Source organism: Mucilaginibacter sp. L3T2-6 (assembly GCF_030519355.1).
Classification (GTDB): domain Bacteria; phylum Bacteroidota; class Bacteroidia; order Sphingobacteriales; family Sphingobacteriaceae; genus Mucilaginibacter.
Genome location: NZ_JAUMKC010000024.1, coordinates 1 through 17998, shown reverse-complemented (window position 1 = coordinate 17998; position 17998 = coordinate 1). Strand labels below are relative to the sequence as shown.

Sequence of the window (17998 nt, the reverse complement as noted above, 5' to 3'; positions counted from 1 at the left end):
ATAAACTATGAGCGCATACAGGCAATCTCCTTTCGCCAACTTGACCCCGGTTGTAAAAAACCTGCTGATCATAAATGTTATATTTTTCCTGGCTTATATGCTGCTGGACCACGGCTCACCGCGCGGCCCTGTCACCACGCTGTTCGGAGAATATTATTTCGATTCTTCCTCCTTCAGGCCCTGGCAATTTATTACCTACATGTTTATGCATGGCGGGTTCGAGCATATCTTTTTTAATATGTTCGCCTTATTTTCTTTCGGACCGATACTTGAGTATTCTATCGGGTCAAAAAGATTTTTGAACTTTTATTTTATCTGCGGCATAGGCGCCGGTATACTGCAAATGTTTGTTCAGGCGATGGAAGTTCACAGCCTGATCGGGTCTTTCACTTTAACAGCAGCTGATAAACATACGCTCGACCAACTCCTTATACCTGATTCACTACAGCTTACGCAGGATGCCGCAGCTAAGCTTTATGGTATTTATCATGCGCCGCTTGTTGGTGCTTCCGGGGCTATATTCGGCATATTGGTTGCTTTCGGTATGTTATATCCCAATATGGATTTGATGATGTTGTTTATACCTTTCCCCATAAAAGCAAAGTACCTGGTAGGATTTTATGTTTTGCTCGAAATTTACCTGGGCTTCAGACAGAATCCAACGGATTCGGTGGCGCACTTTGCCCATATCGGCGGGGCGTTATTGGGCTTTTTAATGGTAAGAATATGGCGGTTACGAGGACCGGGCAGCTATTAATAGAAACAGTGATTTATAGCCACTGTTAGCCTATTGTAAAATAGAAAATAGCTTGCAACATTTTTGAGATTTAGCGGTTAAATTAGTGTATTGATATTGCGTTTTTTATGACAGCCTGGCAAAATTTACAATACAAAATGCTGCATTCGGGAAGTAAGGTTAACCTGCTTATCGGTATCAACATCATTGTTTTTTTACTGATTAATGTTCCCGATACTTTAGCGCAATTCCTATTTCGCACAGGCGTAATTGGTTATTACAGCAACGAATACCTGCAGCTGCCTTCAAACCTGTCTGTTTTGCTTAAACATTTCTGGACCCCGGTTACCTATATGTTTATGCATGCCGGGTGGCTGCATATCCTTTTCAATATGTTGTGGCTGTATTGGTTCGGCCAGATATTCGAGGAGTATCTCGGGAAAAACCGTACCGTGGGCCTGTATTTAATGGGAGGGCTGTGCGGAGCATTTTTCTTCCTTTTATGCTATAACACCCTGCCAATTTTTGCCCACCAGGATACCTCGCTTGTTGGCGCCTCCGCAGGTGTTATGGCTATAATTATTGCAACGGCCACTTTGCTGCCCGATTACTCCTTATCCTTATTTTTAATAGGCCCGGTAAAACTTAAATGGATAGCGTTATTTTTTGTGCTGATAGACTTTTTGGGGATCATCGGCCCAAATTCCGGCGGTGAAATTGCGCACCTGGGCGGTGCATTAATTGGCTTTGTCTATATCAAACAGCTGCAAAAAGGCAACGACTGGGTTGCCCGGATAAGCGGTATTTTTAGGGCAAAACCAAAATTGAAGGTGGTCTCGAAAAATTCTTATGGAAAATCTGCCGGTAAGCCACGACAAGAGGAAATTGACCTTATATTAGACAAAATTTCGCAGTCGGGCTATGACAGCCTGAGCAAACAGGAAAAAGAAGTATTATTCCGCGCAAGCAGTAATGAAGGCTAAAAAAAAGCTGAACAAGCTCTCACTTATCGATAAGATAATCCTTTGGCTGAACGGCCTGCTTTGTTTGGCGCTTTTGTTAAGCTACCTTGCCCCTGTTGTAAATCCTAAAACGTTTTGGATAATTGCTTTTTTTGGCCTCGCTTATCCATTTTTATTAATAGCCGCACTGATATTCCTGGTTTTTTGGGCTATCCGGCGCAGCCGTTATTTTTTCCTGCCCTTAGTAACCATCCTCATCGGCTATAACGTATTACTTAATAATTTCGAGCTGCATGCCCCTTCGTCCGGCTCCTACGGGTCGAACGTTAAGGTAGCACACATGATGACCTATAACGTCCATAATTTTAAACGTTACGGCGCTAAAAACGACATATCCACCAAGCATGAAATATTGCAGCTGATTGCGGATAACCCGCCTGATATCGTCAACTTCCAGGAATTTTATACCCGTAATTCCGGGCAGTACAATACGCGTGACTCTATATTGAAAATCATGGGCACAAACTGGTACTATTTTGAGCCGGTATCTTCCAACAGCCAGGAAGCCATCGGGCTGGCAATTTTTTCCAGGTTCCCGATAACAGCCCATGGAATTGTTCCGTTCACCGATAAAATGAATGAAAACTCATGTTTGTTTATCGACGTAAAAAACGGCGAAAAGCAGTTCAGAGTTTACAATGTGCACCTGCAATCTATCCGTTTCGACCCTGAAGATTATAAATATCTGAATGGCATAGCCAAACACGATGGAAAAGGAGGCGAAGGTTCATCAGCACGGCGCCTGGGCAGCAAGCTAAAAGCAGCCTTTATTAAACGTGCAGACCAGGTAGCCAAGGTTAAAGCGCATGCCGCACAATGCCCGTATCCGTATATTATCGCCGGCGATTTTAACGACACTCCCGCGTCATACGCAGTTAATCAAATGGCAAAAGGCCTAAAAAACGCCTTTCGCGAAGATGGTACGGGTTTTGGGCGTACCTATAACGGTGATTTCCCGAATTACCAGATCGATTACATTATGGCCAGTCCGCAATTTGATATCAGCAATTATCAAATCATAACCAAAAAATTGTCGGACCATTACCCGGTAAAAGCTGATATGGTTTTGAAATGAACCTCTATTTAGCCAGCACACTCTTCACGCCTGCGTTTTGTTAAAAATTGTTAAATCTACAATATTTTATTACGAAATATTCGTAAATATACGAAACAATCGTAATTTGGCTTCATAATCAACCAAACAGCTCACAGCAGGCTAAATTTTCGCGCAGCTGCAACAAAGCGCTTTGATATATAGTCTGCCTACTATTGAATTATGAAACAAAGCTTACGCATTACACTCTCTTTCCTGACATTTATATTGCTGGCTTTAACGGCGATTGCCCAGCCCGCCAAACGCCAAATAAAAGGCAGGCTTGCCGATGAAGGAAACAAACCTGTTGACTACGCCACTGTATCGATTATCAACGCTGCAGACTCCATCCTTGAAAAGAGCACTGTGTCTGACAAAAACGGCGGCTTCGAAATAAATGATTTAAAAAATGGCAGTTATAAATTAATTGTAGCACAGTTAGGCCTTAAAACCTTTGTGAAAGCCTTTAGCATTACCGCCGCCAAACCCTCCGTAGATTTTGGAACACTGGCGATGGCGAAAGAAGTGCGCGGGCTAAAAGAGGTGGCGGTAAATGGCATAAAGGCCCCCGTAACAGTAAAAAAGGATACCGTTGAGTTTAACGCGGGTTCGTTTAAAACCCAGGCCAATGATAACGTGGAACAGTTGTTAAAAAAAATACCCGGTATGGACGTTGACGAGAATGGAAAACTGAAGGCAAATGGTAAAGACGTAAAAAAAGTGATGGTTGACGGGCGCGAGTTTTTCGGAAACGACCCGAAAGCTGCTACCAAGAACCTGCCGGCCGACGCTATCGATAAAGTGCAGGTAATTGATGATAAAACAGATAAAGCAAAAAATACCGGAATAGATGATGGACAGCGCGATAAGGTACTTAACCTTACTTTAAAAGAAGATAAAAAGAAAGGCTGGTTTGGCAATGCCACAGCCTCCGGCGGGACAAAAGACCGCTACCTGGGCCAGTTTAATGCCAATCATTTTGATAACAAAAAGCAGCTGTCATTTCTGGCCTTGAGTAATAATGTAAATGAATCGGGTTTTAGCTTCGAGGACTTAAATAACTTCACCGGCGGCGATGTATTTGGCGCCTTTGCCTCGCCCGGAGGTAACATTTCCATTAGTATTGGCGGCAATGGCAGGGCCAATGTAAATGGAGCCTTTTCCGGCGTGAACGATGGCTTAATAACCAATCACAGCGGTGGAATAAACTATTCAGATATTTTTGGCAAAAAGGAGCAGCTGAAGTTTAACGTAAATTTTATTACGACTATATCATCTAATACATTGATAAAACTATCGGATTTACAGGATAACCCGAACAACCTGTTTACAAAACAGAACTCGCATGGCAACAACACCAGTAATAGCTACAGGCTGAATTTTAGCTTCGATTATAAATTGGATAGTTTAACCAGCTTTAAATTTAAGCCAAGCTTCAGCACCACGCTGAACAAAAACAACTCGTCGCTGCTATCAAACACCCTTAATGGCGCAATGGACAGCGTTAATAATATAAACCAATTTTTGGACGGACGGCGGACGAGTCCTGCTTTCGGCGGCTTGTTTTCGGCAAATCATAAACTTCGCGGAGGTAAAGGATCATTGAACTTTTTTGTGAACGGGAACTATTCAAAGTCCGACTATAATTATACCAATATTTCCGCTTCGAGATATTTTGCGGGCAATGTCCCCAACTCTGATATTAATCAGCAGGCCAACCAGGATAACAATGCCACTTACTTAAACAGTACAGTGTCGTACGTGCGGCAGTTGAGTGCTAAACATAAAATAGACTTAACCCTTAGCCAAAGCTTTGATTACCGCAAACAAATTGCCGATCAGCTTACGCTCGATTACAATGGCGTAACCGGCAAATATGAAATTACAGACCCGCTAACAACCGGCAATTTCAACAACCGGAATTGGCGTTACACCACTACCGCCGGCTTAAACAAATCAAACGACTCGTTTACCCTTAACTTGAACTTGGCCGTTGCCGACCTTGGCCTGCAGGGAGATTTCACCACCAACAACCAATTCAGCACCGTTAAAAGAGATGCTTTTGCCTTTGTTCCGAATGCGTCGTTATCGCTTCGCAAAAAGAACGGGCCCAACCTGTATCTGAATATCGGTACCGATGTAAGCCTGCCGTCGGCCACCGACCTGCAGCCAGTGTTTAACAATACCGATCCATTATACATTCGGCAGGGCAACCCTAACCTGGTGATGTCGCGCTCGCTCAATATCAGCGGGAATTATAACCTGTTCGACATGAAGAATAACTCGTTCATCAATCTGTATGGTAACTTTACACCTACCTGGAACGGGTTTTCTACAGAAAGCACGGTGGATGAAAACGGTATAACTACTTCGAAACCGATAAACACCGATGGTAATTACAGCAGTAACTTCGGCTTTAACTATGGCAAACCAACCAAAATAAAAGGCCTGAGATTTTCCACCGGCCTGAATGGCAACATAAGCAGGTTTGTAAACATTATTAATGGTAACCAAAATGCTGTGCGCCGTTTTTCGCCGGGGCTAAGCTTACGCGGAAGTTATGATACGGAAAAACTACAGTTATCGCTAAGCGGATATGGCACTTATAACAATGCCAAAAATTCGTTCCAGTCGCTTGCGGACCAAACATATTACACGTTTAACAACGATATGAATGTAAGCGTAAAACCTATGAAGGATTGGCGCATCTTCAGTGATGTAACGCAAAGATTGTTCAGGGGAACGCCTTCCAGCGCTAATACGTCATTTTATATTTGGAACGCGGGATTGGAGCGCACCTTTCTTAAAAAACAAAACCTTACCTTTTCCATCAACGCATATGATCTGCTGAACCAGGCTTCCGGCATCCAGCGAAACATTACCACCACCGGTGTAATTCAAAATGACCAGACCAATACCCTCGGCCGCTACTTTTACGCTAAATTGATTTATAAGATAACCAAAGTGGGCCCGGCGAAAACCACACCGGGGATTATTATAATGCGGTAAGTATATTGAGTCAGAAGTCTTAAGTCGTAATCGCTGAGCAGGATACAGATCAGAGCCAAGACTTTCGGCTTAAGATTCCCGGCTTAATGCTTCCTGACTGTTTGTAAGTGGCTAAAAACTGTGGAATTTGTAATTGTTTAAATTACGTATCTTTACCCGCGCTAAAAATTTTAGGAAGTGCATAACTTGCAATTTCAGGATTTTGCTGCCGCGAAAACCCATTTATGAATTTTTTCAGCATATAAGATGAGTAAAATTATTGCTTTGGCCAATCAAAAAGGCGGTGTTGGTAAAACCACATCATCCATAAACCTGGCCGCAAGTTTAGCCGTACTGGAGTTTAAAACGTTACTGGTTGACGCCGACCCACAGGCCAACTCAACATCGGGTATTGGGTTTGACCCGCGTAATATTAAAAACAGTATTTACGAGTGTATCATTAACCAGGTAGACCCGCGTGAGGCTATCCAGAAAACGGAAACACCTAATCTCGACCTTCTGCCGGCACACATCGACCTGGTGGGCGCCGAAATTGAAATGATAAACCTTGCAGACCGCGAATATAAAATGAAGGCGGTGCTGAACGCGGTAAAGGACGATTATGATTTTATTATAATTGATTGCTCGCCCTCTTTAGGTTTAATTACCATCAATGCTTTAACTGCCGCCGATTCGGTGATCATCCCGGTACAGTGCGAATACTTTGCATTAGAAGGCTTGGGCAAGCTGTTAAATACGATCAAGATCGTTCAATCGAGGTTAAATCCATCGCTGGAGATTGAAGGTATATTGCTGACCATGTACGATGTAAGGCTGCGCTTGAGCAACCAGGTAGTTGAGGAGGTAAGAAGCCATTTTGAAGACATGGTTTTTGATACCATCATTCAGCGTAACACCAGGCTGAGCGAGGCCCCGAGCTTTGGCATATCGGTAATTATGCACGACGCAACCAGCAAGGGTGCAATAAATTATTTAAACCTTGCCCGCGAAATATTACGCAAAAACGGGTTGGTTAGAGAAGAGGCTTCTACAGATTCAGCTATAGTATAAAAGATGAGCGCAGAAAAAAGAAACGCTTTAGGAAGAGGATTAAGTGCATTATTAAAAGACACTGAAAGTGTAAACCACGGTCAGCATACGGCAACCAATAAAGCAGCTGCAGCGGCAGAAACCGAAGTGAATAGCCTGGGTTCGGTAAACGAGATAAAACTATCGGAAATTGAGGTTAACCCCTTTCAGCCCCGGACTGATTTTGACCAGGAAGCGCTCGCCGAATTAGCCGACTCAATTAAACTTCAGGGGCTTATTCAGCCTATTACCGTACGCCGCTTAAATGCTCACAGTTACCAGTTGATTTCGGGTGAACGCCGTTTTCGTGCATCGAAGCTTGCCGGTTTGACAACGGTTCCGGCTTATATCCGCTCGGCAAACGACCAGCAAATGCTGGAAATGGCCCTGATAGAAAACATTCAGCGCGAAAACCTGAACGCTATCGAAGTTGCCCTGAGCTTTCAGCGCATGATTGAAGAATGTAATTTAAAACAGGACGAGCTTGGCGAGCGTGTTAGCAAAAACCGCTCGACCGTTACCAACTACCTGAGGTTGCTGAGACTGCCACCGGCCATTCAAAAATCGCTTCGTGATAACGAGATCACAATGGGCCATGCCAAGGCCTTGATTAGCATTGAAGACTCAACTAAACAAATTTTTTTACACCAGCATATTATAAGGGATGGTTTATCCGTTCGTAAGACGGAAGAACTGGCACGCGAGATACAGAGGGCGCCTGTAAAAAAAGAGGGTAAACAGCCTGAACCGATTTCGTTCCAGCTTCAAAAAATACAGGACGACCTGGCATCTAAGTTCAGTACAAGGGTTAAGCTGAAAATAGCCGGCCAGGGCAAGGGTACCATCGAGATTCCATTTTTATCGGAAAGCGACCTGACCCGCATCCTCGAGATCATGGAGTGGTAACCAAAAATAAAGAATGTATAAATATTTGCTTTTTACATGCCTGCTGGCCGCTTTTGCCTTTACCGCCAGGGGGCAAAATCCTGATACTACGTCGAAGGAGATCTTAAAGAGCAAAATGGATACGCTAAAGGCTACAAAAGCTGATACAGACTTTGTAAGCTTTAGGCGCAAAAAAGTTCATAAAGAAAAGGTTTATCATATCGATACAACGCATAGCCCCCATAAGGCGGTGATAAGGTCGCTTATTATACCGGGCTGGGGGCAAATTTACAACCACCGCATCTGGAAAGTGCCTATCATTTACGGGGTGCTCGGCTCATTAGGTGCGGGAATAGTTTTTAATTCACAAAATTATAAGCTTTTTTTGGCCCTATCCAAATACCGGAACCGTCTGATTGTACCCAAATCAACTGATCCTTATTATGACGAATATAATTTATACAGCAAGGCCGGTGACCAGCAAATTTACGACGCTAAAGATGGCTACCGTCGTGACCGTGACCTTTGCATCCTGGGAACCTTATTGTTTTGGGGCGTAAACGCTATCGATGCATATATCGACGCTAAATTTATTCACAGTTACACGCTGGATAATAACTTTTCGATGCGTATTACGCCTGCTATGATGGAACAGCCCCTTTATGCGCAAAGTGCGCTCAGGTCGTATATCCCCGGTATAAAACTAACAATGACGCTATAAGCTACATAAGACGCGGGGCCATTGCTGTTTCCGCTAAACCCGGTTTTCAGCAGGAATAGTTCGTGAAATTCGATAGAATTCGTGTGATTTAGTAAAAAGTTCGCTTTAATTCATGAACTTAGTGCCTTTTAAAATCCCAACATGAAAATTGCTTTGTTAGGCTACGGGAAAATGGGCAAAATAATAGAAAAGATAGCCCATGACCGTAAACACGAAATAGTATTGAAGATTGACCAGGATAACCAGCAAGACCTGACCGCCGAAAACCTGCAATTAGCAGATGTGGCTATCGAGTTCAGCACACCGGGGACTGTTTTAAACAATATTGAACAGTGCTTAAATGCCGGCACTCCTGTTATCGTTGGTACTACCGGTTGGTATAGCAGTCTGCCTGCTCTAAAACAAAGATATGAGCAAAGTAATACCGCTATGCTTTATGCTACTAACTTCAGCGTCGGCGTAAACATCTTTTTCCATGTCAATAAAATACTCGCGAAACTGATGAGCAATTATCCCTACTACGAAGTACAGGTTGAGGAGATACATCACACACAAAAACTGGATTCGCCGAGCGGTACTGCTATAACCATAGCCGAAGGCATTATCGACAACATCGGCACAAAAAAAGAATGGGTTAATTCGCTTAACGCTGATGGCGCCGAAAGCGATGAAGCGACCATAACAGCCGACCAATTGCTGATAGAATCGCACCGCGTAGAAAACGTACCCGGCACCCATACTGTCATTTATGATTCTGAGGTTGACTCTATCGAGTTTAAACATACAGCACATAATCGCAACGGTTTCGCCCTGGGAGCAGTTTTGGCCGCCGAATGGATACAGGGCAAGCAAGGGTTTTATTCGGTTGATGCGATGTTTGACTTTAAATAGAAAAATGGGAGAACCAGGAACCACGAGTCAAAAAATCAAGAAAAATATAAATATAAAGAGTTTAGATGCGGGAGCGATCTTCAGGCCTATTTGTATTGATTCCTGGCTCCTGATTCTTGATTCTAAAACAAAATTCCCAATATTGTAACCATGAACTGGAAATTCTGGAGTAAAAAGAAAAGGACTACCCCTAAAAAGAAAAAAAGCGCGCTGCGCGAATGGACTGACGCTATTGTTTTTGCTGTAATAGCGGCAACCCTGATACGTACTTTTTTTATAGAAGCTTATGTAATACCAACGCCTTCAATGGAGCGCTCGCTCCTGGTTGGCGACTTTTTGTTTGTAAGTAAGGTAAACTATGGTGCGCGTACGCCTATGACGCCTATTGCGTTCCCTTTTGCACACCATACCATGCCGCTGATAGGCACTAAAGCCTATTGGGATGGGGTAAAGCTTCCGTATTATCGCCTGCCAGGCTTAAGCGAGGTAAAGAAAGGCGATGTGGTGGTATTTAACTACCCTATGGACGCTGACTCACCGCTGTACCGGCCGGTGGATAAACGTGAGAATTTTATTAAGCGCTGCCAGGGTGTGGGTGGCGACACTTTAAGCGTAGTTAATGCCCAGGTTTTTGTAAACGGAAAGGCGGCTCCAAATCCGCCGCAATCTGAGTTAGATTATGATTATACTACTGCCGACGGTAACCCTATAAATCCGGACGCATTAGCAGAATTGAACGCTTCTACATATGAATCCAGCCATTTGTTTATGACGAAGGAATCAGCTGATAAATTGAAAAATATATCCGGCGTTAAATCAGTCACTCCGCGGATTGCCCTTAAGGGAATAACCAATCCGGATGCGCCGGTTTATCCGACAAACCCTCAACACCCGGTTGGGCCGCCAAGTCTGATGCTCAATGGCAAGCAGCCTGATTACAAGTGGAACGTTGACAACTATGGCCCGATTATCATCCCCAAAAAGGGGTGGACGGTTAAACTGGATAGTCTTACTTACCCCATTTATGAGCGTTGCATAGCGGTTTATGAGAACAACAAACTGGAGGTTAAAGGGAGCGACATTTATATCAATGGAAAAAAAACGGACAGCTACACCTTTAAAATGAATTATTACTGGATGATGGGCGATAACCGCCACGACTCTGACGACTCGCGCTTTTGGGGGTTTGTACCCGAAGACCACATCGTAGGCAAGGCGCTATTTATATGGATGAGCTGGGATGAAAATGCATCATTTTTTCATAAAATACGCTGGGGACGATTGTTTAATGGGATACATTCCTATTAATTACAGGCGAGACAACCCAAACTTCTCCGATAACCCATTTAAATCATTAACAACGGCATCTACCAACGGGATGCCGTTTGCTTTTCTGTCTGCTTCCGCCTCAAACTCCGGCTCCCCTGGGATAACTACTTTTTGTTCAGGATGGATGGTTGATGCCGATTTAAAACGTGCGACCCAATTATCCATGTGCAACTTAAATTCCTCAATCGGCCGAAAGCCATCGATTCGCATAGCGCCGACAAAATGGCCGATGCCAAGCCCGACTGGGTCGGCAGGGGGATTTAAGAAAGCCACGAATGGTGGCACCCATGGCCCGTAATTAGCACCCGAAAGCACTGCTGAAAGAATATCAACCGTTGCGCTTAGCCCAAAACCTTTGTGGCTGCCATGTTCTTTATCGCTACCCAGCGGCAAAAGCGAGCCGCCTGCCTTTAAAGCGTAAGGATCAGTAGTATAATTGCCGGCAGCATCCTGGATCCATCCTTCGGGGACGGGTTTACCGGCTCGTTGTGCTATTTCCAGCTTGCCGTTTGCTGCCGCAGAGGTCGCCATGTCCACAACAACGGGAGGATATTTTCCGGCCGGAAAAGCATAGCACATGGGGTTAGTACCCAATAGCCGCTCATTTGAATTAGTTGGCGCTACCAGCGGACTGGCATTCGTCATTGCAAAACCAACCATGTCTTTTTCGACGGCCATCAGGGCGTGGTAGCCGGCTATACCAAAGTGGTTGGAGTTTCTTACCGACACCCAGCCGGAGCCATAGGTTTCGGCTTTCTGAATAGCCAGGCGCATGGCGAAAGGAGCAACTACCAGACCAAGCCCTGCATCACCGTCTACTGTAGCTGTAGTAGCGGTTTCATGAACGATGCTAATATTGGGACGGGTATTTATCCGCTTGTTTTCCCACAGCCGTACATAGCCGATCAGGCGGGCAACGCCGTGGGAATCTATCCCGCGTAAATCTGCTTGTAGCAATACGTCGGCAGCGAGGGCAGCATGTTCATTGCTGCAGCCCATAGCCGAAAAAACTGTTTGTGTAAATTTGCGGAGACCAGATTCTGAAACAAGCATCGGCAAATCTACAAAGATTAACCCGGTATTAAAGCAGCTGCAGGCTTACCATAAGGAAATGTGGTCTGTCGTAATCGTTAGCAATTGATCGCTTACCAACCGGGGTTAAATTTCACCCAGTAAATATCATCCAGCCCGTTGCCCGGCCCGGCTACCAGGTCTTTCATTGTGTTGTAGCTAATTGCCTTATCGGCGTACCACTCCTGCCGCAGGCGGTTGCTGGTAAAAATAAGGTATTGTTTATCAGCGGTAACATATGGGCAATAATCAAGCCCGCTCGAATTTACGGGTGAAGGTAACTGCCGGGCCGGCATCCAATTACCTGTTTTGTCTTTTTTGCCTATGTATAAATCACCCGACCCCTTACTGTCGGCGCGGCCTTCGGATGAGAAGATAATAAACTTTTCGTCCGGATCTATAAACGCATTAAACTCCCCGGCCTTCGTATTAATTGCTTCTGGCAGGCTTTCAGGGGCAGTATAACCGTTAGCCGTTGGCCTGCACATTACAATATCCTCGCCCCCTTTACCGTAAGCCGCCTCTACGGTAAAATACAAATTGCCGTTTTTAGCAACGCTGGGGTAATATTCATTTTTGTTGCTGTTTACTATTGGCCCCAGGTTAACTGGTTGTCCCCACTGGCCACCGGCATTGCGGGTCACTTTCCAGATGTCAAAATCTTTAGGTCGGCCCCCGGCCGTTAGCGGCCTGTCTGAAGCGAAAAACAGGGTGTTTCCGTCCGGCGAGAAGGAAGCTTCTAAATCCCGGTTAATACCCGAAAATGGCGCCATCTCAGGTTTGCCCCAAACCCCGTTTTGCTTTACCACCCTGACAATAAAACTTGCAAAACGTAAATGCTGAATAGTAAAATATATCTCGTCGCCTTTGGGTGACATAGTAAAATCACGGTTGCTAAGTCCATCTGTTAATTTATCTTTTGCAAAAAGCTGCGGGGCATTACCTGGCAAATTGTTATCCGGGTAAGTGGCTTGTGCCAGAACACTGGCAGCTTTTATTGCTAAAAGCGCGACCACGAGAAGTTGCTTTGTCATTCTTTAATTTGATCAGAGGCTAAAAATGAAATTGTTCAACCAAGTTAACATTTCATCCATTATTTTCTATCACCCGCTAAGGGGGATACCCGATCCAGAGAAAAAATAACAATAGCTGCTGATTTGTAACTATTAAATTATATATTTGCCATCCGCAAAAAGGGGGATTAGCTCAGCTGGCTAGAGCGCTTGCATGGCATGCAAGAGGTCATCGGTTCGACTCCGATATTCTCCACTCAGACACTTAATGTACCTGGTGTTCAGCTATTTAGCAACACACCAGGTACTAACTCTGCCAAAACTCTGCCACAGCCCGCCAATTTCGGCGGCATGGAAAGCGCAGAAATCCCCTACACAACACCCCGTTTATTCAAGGGAAAGACCATTGATCTCGTTCCTAAAGGCAGCACTAAAGCTAAAGAGGAAGCGAAGCAGAGCTGGTATGTAGAGTTCTTTTTTTATAATCCAGGTCTCGGGGAAATGGAGAGGTTTAGGTTCAGCAAGAACCTGAACAGGATCAAGGAGCCGAAGGAAAAACTTAGTCTTTTTACTGAACTCTTAGACACCTACAAAGATGCTTTGGACGGCGGCTGGAGCCCTATTGACGAAAAATCCAACGAGAAACTCAAACGGGAAGTCGTATCGCTTACACTCGACAAAGCCAAAGAGTTTTTTGAAGCCTACCACAAAGCGAAAGGCACGCGAAAAAAATCCATCCAGTCTTACTTGTCAAAGGTCAACCCCTTTATTGATTTCTATGGTGCGCACAAAAGAGTAAACGAGATCACCGATTATGAGATTACCCATTTCTTAAATCACCAGGAACAAACTGAAAAGTGGTTGGGCGTTACCTACAACAATTCGAGAATTGCCCTTAACAACTATTTCAAATACCTTAAAAAGAACAAATACATTGAGGTCAACCCAGTAACGGATACCGAAACCAGGACGAAGATCGCCACGGAATCGCACCAAGTCTTTTCGGATGCCGATTTTAAAACCATCATGGATTGGCTCCAAGCCAATGACCCGTATACACTTCTATTCGTCAGGATGATTTACTATACGTGTATCCGGCCAAAAGAACTGCGATATTTAAAAGTGAAATACATTAATTTGGAAAACAACACGATCACCATCCCGGCGTCTATCGCTAAAAACAAAAAATCGTTACCTGTCCATATTGACCCTAGTTTGAGGATAGAACTGGATAAGCTAGATATCGCCAACTCTCCCGGAGATTATTATTTGCTGGGATCAACGGTGACATTTATTTCTGCCGATAGAATCGGTGAGAATACCCCATATGATCGCTTTGTCAAATGCTTGAAAATGGTTAAACTCCGGAATAAAAAGTATACCCTTTATTCATTTAAGCACTTTTCCAACGTGAAGAAGTTTAAAGCGGGCTGGACGATAGCTGAAATATGCTCAGCCAACCGTCACAGCAGTCTGGTAGAAACGGAAACCTATCTGAAGGATTTATTAAAGTTTGTACAAACCGATAAGCTCATACCAGCGATATAAAGCTATTTCCGTTTTTTCACCGGTCCCAAAAGGATTTCGGCCATAAACTTTTCCTTTTGGGACTTCTTTTTTAAATGCTTTGCGGGGAAGTGTAGTGTATGTATTTCGGTGATCTTTTTTGTAATATCGGCGAGCATTGGAAGTGACTGGATCAGGCCATCCAACTGTCGCTCCTTTTCATCGAGTTTGATAATGACCTCCACCAACCTGCCTACAATTAATTTGAGCGGTATCTCTCCCTGCTCGATTTGCGCAAGCAATTCATCAATTTGCAAATCCTGTTTGTTGATCTGTTCCGGTAGCATGGTTCATCCCCTTTGACCAGCAAATTTATTTATGGTTTTTTAATGAAACAGGCAGTTTTAAAAAGTGGTGAAGTATCTTGCCAGGAACATTCAAGGTAAATATTCTGCGAACGGCCATCAGGAATTAAAATCTTTCGCCAAATTATTGGACTCCCAAACCTTACAAAACTATCCCCCCACCTTTAGCTTAAATTCTATAAGCCATGACAAATAACACCGCTAATAAAGAAACCGCAGTTTCAAAGCTAACACCAAACATCAAGCGGATAAGACCACAACCCCGCCATCCCATCAGGCAACTCCTACGCTCATTCGAGCCGCTGGAAACATTTCGCAAAACCACCGAAACGAAAAATTCAAAGCAGTAATTAAAACAATCACCCGGAGGTTTCCATAACGGCCCCGTCAGGTGGCCGTTCCACGCGCCAGCGTTCAGCAAAGATGGATTTTTGTCCCCAAAAATATCTTTGCCGCCTGCGCGGGGCTTACCGGGGTTCGGAACTCACCCCTCTAAAGTGCAGATTATGGCGCGTAGAAAATCAGCAAATCCAGAAAAACTGTTCACGTGTTCTATACGGACGAGGGTGACTGCTGCCACATTCCAGCGACTTGAAAAAATGATCGGGAAAAGTGATTGCCACAGCATCGGCGAGGTGGCCCGGAAGATATTGTCCAGCCATGAAATTAAAATTTTTCATGTTGATGCTTCACTGGATCAAACTATGGAACAACTGGCATTAATCCGGAAAGAGCTCAAAGCTATCGGCGTCAATATCAACCAGATCACCAAACGCTATAATAGTACCTGGGAAGAAAAAGGGAAAGCCTTTTATGCCATCAAAGTAATCGAACTATTCAAACCTGTGGAGGAGCGGGTTGATGAATTGCTGTTGATCGTTTCCCAACTGGCGGCAATATGGTTGCAAAAATAATAAGCGGTAAAAGGATAAAGGGCATCCTGCATTACAATGAAAATAAAGTTGCCCAGGGACAGGCACAGCTCATAATGGCCAGCGGCTTTGCAGGCGAGATCGACCAGATGAATTTTGATAGTAAAATAAAGCGCTTTGAAAAATTAACCATGCTCAGTGATAAAGTAAAAACCAACGCCCTGCATATCTCCCTGAATTTTGACGCCAGTGAAAAACTGAACAATGCGAAGATGCAGGCTATCGCTGCCAACTATATGGACAAGATCGGTTTTGGCGACCAGCCATTTTTAGTTTACCGCCATACGGACGCGGCACACAGCCATGTACACATTGTAACCACCACTATGCAGGCCAGCGGTGAACGGATAGATATACACCGAATTGGGATGCTGAAATCAGAGCCTGCCCGCAAGCAGATCGAACAGGAGTTCAACCTGGTCAGGGCCCAAAGCAAGACGTTCAAGCAGCAAGCGGCTATCAAACCTGCAGATATCACAAAAGCCCAGTACGGGCATATCCCAACCAAGCGTGCCATCAGTAACGTCGTGGGTGCTGTAATGAGCCAATACAAATTCACCTCTTTAGCTGAATTCAATGCGGTGTTAAGGCAATTCAATGTGCAAGCGGATCGTGGCGGAGAGGGTACCATGATGTACCAAAAGGAAGGATTAATTTATTCCCTGCTCGATAAGAACGGCAGTTCGATCGGCATTCCTATCAAGGCCAGTGCCTTTTACAGTAAGCCAACCTTATTTAACCTTGAAAAAAAATTCGCCCAAAACACGGTAAGGCGCGCGGCATACCGGGACGACCTGAAGGGTGAGATCGAAAGGGTATTTAAAAAATATCATCAGCTTACTAAAACCACCTTTATAGCAGAATTGCAAAAAGAGAATATACAAACCTTATTCAGGCAGAATGAACAAGGATTGACTTACGGCGTAACCTTTATTGATAATACCAATATGGCCGTATTTAAAGGCAGCGACTTAGGCAAAGGTTACGGTTCAAAAGCATTAACCGAGAGGTTTGGACGTGTGGATCAGCCAGTCAAACCAACGACAAAGACCTGGTTAAAAACGGGGCAGCCAAAACAAACGTACCTGAAACGGGATGCGCAAACGACCTACCTGAAAACCATTGAACCTGCCACACAGCAGTTTGATTCGGGTGTAGATAAACTACTTCAAAATTTGATGGAGAAAACCACAGGGGACAGTGCACCAATCACACCTCGCCGCAAGAAAAGGAAAAAGCAGGAACAAGGACAGCATTTATAAACCACAAAAAAATTATGCAAACAGGAGAAGACATACAGGGATTACGGAAGATCACCGAATTTACACGACTCATCAGCATCTTTATTTTAGCGATACATTTTTATATCAGCTGTTACCTGGTTTTCCAGCACTGGGGCTGGACAGCGAATATCACGACGCGCATTATTACCAATATCGCCAAAACAGGTTTATTTAACAATAGCCTCAAGCCCAAACTGGCCGCGTTGCTTTGCCTGGTCATTTCGTTATTGGGTGTGAAAGGTCGCAAGGATGAAAAGATACAGAAGAATGCCATTGTCGCCTATCTTTTATCAGGCTTGCTCATCTATTTTATCAGCGTCTTGTGTTTCTACTTGAATGCTTTTGCTGATTTTATCGCTATAACCTATATGGGGTTGACGGCCACTGGTTATTTACTAATCTTAACAGGCGGCGGGCTTTTATCAAGGCTGATCAGAATCAGCCTGAACAACGATATCTTCAACACCGAAAATGAAACCTTCCCGCAGGAGGAGCGCTTGTTAGAAAACGAATTCTCCATTAACCTGCCGGCTAAGTATAACCTGAAAGATAAAATACGGGGTAGCTGGATCAACTTTATCAATCCGTTTAGGGGGCTATTGGTTATTGGCACACCGGGTGCGGGCAAATCTTATTTTGTAATCAGGCACATTATTACGCAACATATCAAAAAAGGCTTTACCCTGTTCCTTTATGATTTTAAATACGATGACCTTACCAGGATCGCCTACAATACGCTGTTAAAGAACAGGAACGGTTACAAAATAACACCCAAATTCTATGTCATTAATTTTGATGATCTGAGCCGGACGCACCGCTGTAACCCGCTTGACCCCTATAGTATGGATGATATTACCGATGCGACAGAAGCAGCAAGGACGATTATGCTGGGCTTAAACCGCGACTGGATAAAGAAACAAGGTGATTTTTTCGTCGAATCACCTATTAACTTCTTAACGGCTATTATCTGGTATTTACGGAAATATAAAGATGGTCGTGTAACCCCTCCTAAAAACCGGACTGTGTAAAGGACGAAAAGTCTTAACTTTAAACAGTCAAAGGATGAAGAACTCT

The 17998-nt window shown here is 44.2% G+C and carries 15 protein-coding genes, 1 tRNA gene and 1 pseudogene; 14 read left to right on the top strand and 3 right to left on the bottom strand.

Annotation, left to right across the window (positions count from 1 at the left end; all coding sequences use genetic code 11):
- Positions 1–7 precede the first annotated feature (7 nt).
- The 9 genes from Q3W13_RS21215 (at position 8) to lepB (ending at position 10733) form a co-directional block, all read left to right on the top strand.
- Positions 8–757, top strand: coding sequence for a rhomboid family intramembrane serine protease (locus tag Q3W13_RS21215; RefSeq protein ID WP_302867350.1), 750 nt, complete (start codon positions 8–10; stop codon positions 755–757).
- A 137-nt stretch (positions 758–894) separates the two neighbouring features.
- Positions 895–1719 carry a rhomboid family intramembrane serine protease gene (locus Q3W13_RS21210; RefSeq protein WP_302867349.1) on the top strand — a complete coding sequence of 275 codons (825 nt, stop codon included), beginning with the start codon at positions 895–897 and terminating at the stop codon, positions 1717–1719.
- The gene (locus Q3W13_RS21205) at positions 1709–2833 is read left to right on the top strand and encodes an endonuclease/exonuclease/phosphatase family protein (RefSeq protein WP_302867347.1); all 1125 of its coding nucleotides are present in this window, start codon (positions 1709–1711) and stop codon (positions 2831–2833) included. The genes Q3W13_RS21210 and Q3W13_RS21205 overlap by 11 nt, the downstream gene beginning before the upstream one ends.
- A gap of 201 nt (positions 2834–3034) precedes the next feature.
- A complete protein-coding gene (locus tag Q3W13_RS21200) occupies positions 3035–5860 on the top strand; it encodes a TonB-dependent receptor (protein ID WP_302867345.1) in 2826 nt (941 codons plus the stop codon).
- Positions 5861–6106: 246 nt separating this feature from the next.
- Entirely contained in the window at positions 6107–6910 is an 804-nt protein-coding gene (locus tag Q3W13_RS21195) for a ParA family protein (RefSeq protein ID WP_302867343.1), read from the top strand.
- A gap of 3 nt (positions 6911–6913) precedes the next feature.
- Positions 6914–7834: a ParB/RepB/Spo0J family partition protein gene (locus Q3W13_RS21190; protein WP_302867341.1), complete on the top strand. Its 921-nt coding sequence runs from the start codon at positions 6914–6916 to the stop codon at positions 7832–7834.
- A 13-nt stretch (positions 7835–7847) separates the two neighbouring features.
- Complete coding sequence (locus tag Q3W13_RS21185) at positions 7848–8534, top strand: DUF5683 domain-containing protein (RefSeq protein WP_302867338.1); 687 nt, start codon at positions 7848–7850, stop codon at positions 8532–8534.
- A gap of 141 nt (positions 8535–8675) precedes the next feature.
- Positions 8676–9425 (top strand): 4-hydroxy-tetrahydrodipicolinate reductase, encoded by a 750-nt coding sequence (dapB, locus tag Q3W13_RS21180; RefSeq protein WP_302867337.1) that lies wholly within the window; start codon positions 8676–8678, stop codon positions 9423–9425.
- A gap of 150 nt (positions 9426–9575) precedes the next feature.
- Positions 9576–10733 (top strand): signal peptidase I, encoded by a 1158-nt coding sequence (lepB, locus tag Q3W13_RS21175; protein WP_302867336.1) that lies wholly within the window; start codon positions 9576–9578, stop codon positions 10731–10733.
- Here lepB and Q3W13_RS21170 read toward each other — a convergent pair whose 3' ends face one another.
- Complete coding sequence (locus tag Q3W13_RS21170; RefSeq protein ID WP_302867335.1) at positions 10734–11807, bottom strand: Ldh family oxidoreductase; 1074 nt, start codon at positions 11805–11807, stop codon at positions 10734–10736.
- Positions 11808–11899: 92 nt separating this feature from the next.
- Positions 11900–12859 carry a hypothetical protein gene (locus Q3W13_RS21165; protein ID WP_302867333.1) on the bottom strand — a complete coding sequence of 320 codons (960 nt, stop codon included), beginning with the start codon at positions 12857–12859 and terminating at the stop codon, positions 11900–11902.
- A 161-nt stretch (positions 12860–13020) separates the two neighbouring features.
- Between Q3W13_RS21165 and Q3W13_RS21160 the strand changes: the two genes are divergently transcribed.
- Together Q3W13_RS21160 and Q3W13_RS21155 are read left to right on the top strand one after the other, a co-directional pair.
- A tRNA-Ala gene (locus Q3W13_RS21160) sits at positions 13021–13094 on the top strand.
- A gap of 95 nt (positions 13095–13189) precedes the next feature.
- The gene (locus tag Q3W13_RS21155; protein ID WP_302867331.1) at positions 13190–14386 is read left to right on the top strand and encodes a site-specific integrase; all 1197 of its coding nucleotides are present in this window, start codon (positions 13190–13192) and stop codon (positions 14384–14386) included.
- Between the two features lie 2 nt (positions 14387–14388).
- Here the strand turns inward: Q3W13_RS21155 and Q3W13_RS21150 are convergent, their stop codons facing one another.
- Entirely contained in the window at positions 14389–14691 is a 303-nt protein-coding gene (locus tag Q3W13_RS21150) for a hypothetical protein (RefSeq protein WP_302867329.1), read from the bottom strand.
- A gap of 524 nt (positions 14692–15215) precedes the next feature.
- Here Q3W13_RS21150 and mobC point away from each other — a divergent pair.
- The 3 genes and pseudogenes from mobC to Q3W13_RS21135 form a co-directional block, all read left to right on the top strand.
- Positions 15216–15623, top strand: a complete 408-nt coding sequence (gene mobC, locus Q3W13_RS21145; RefSeq protein ID WP_302867327.1) for a plasmid mobilization relaxosome protein MobC — start codon at positions 15216–15218, stop codon at positions 15621–15623.
- Positions 15608–16903 (top strand): relaxase/mobilization nuclease domain-containing protein, encoded by a 1296-nt coding sequence (locus Q3W13_RS21140; protein WP_302867326.1) that lies wholly within the window; start codon positions 15608–15610, stop codon positions 16901–16903. The genes mobC and Q3W13_RS21140 overlap by 16 nt, the downstream gene beginning before the upstream one ends.
- A gap of 14 nt (positions 16904–16917) precedes the next feature.
- Positions 16918–17922, top strand: a pseudogene (locus Q3W13_RS21135) (YWFCY domain-containing protein); the annotation flags it as partial.
- Positions 17923–17998 lie beyond the last annotated feature (76 nt).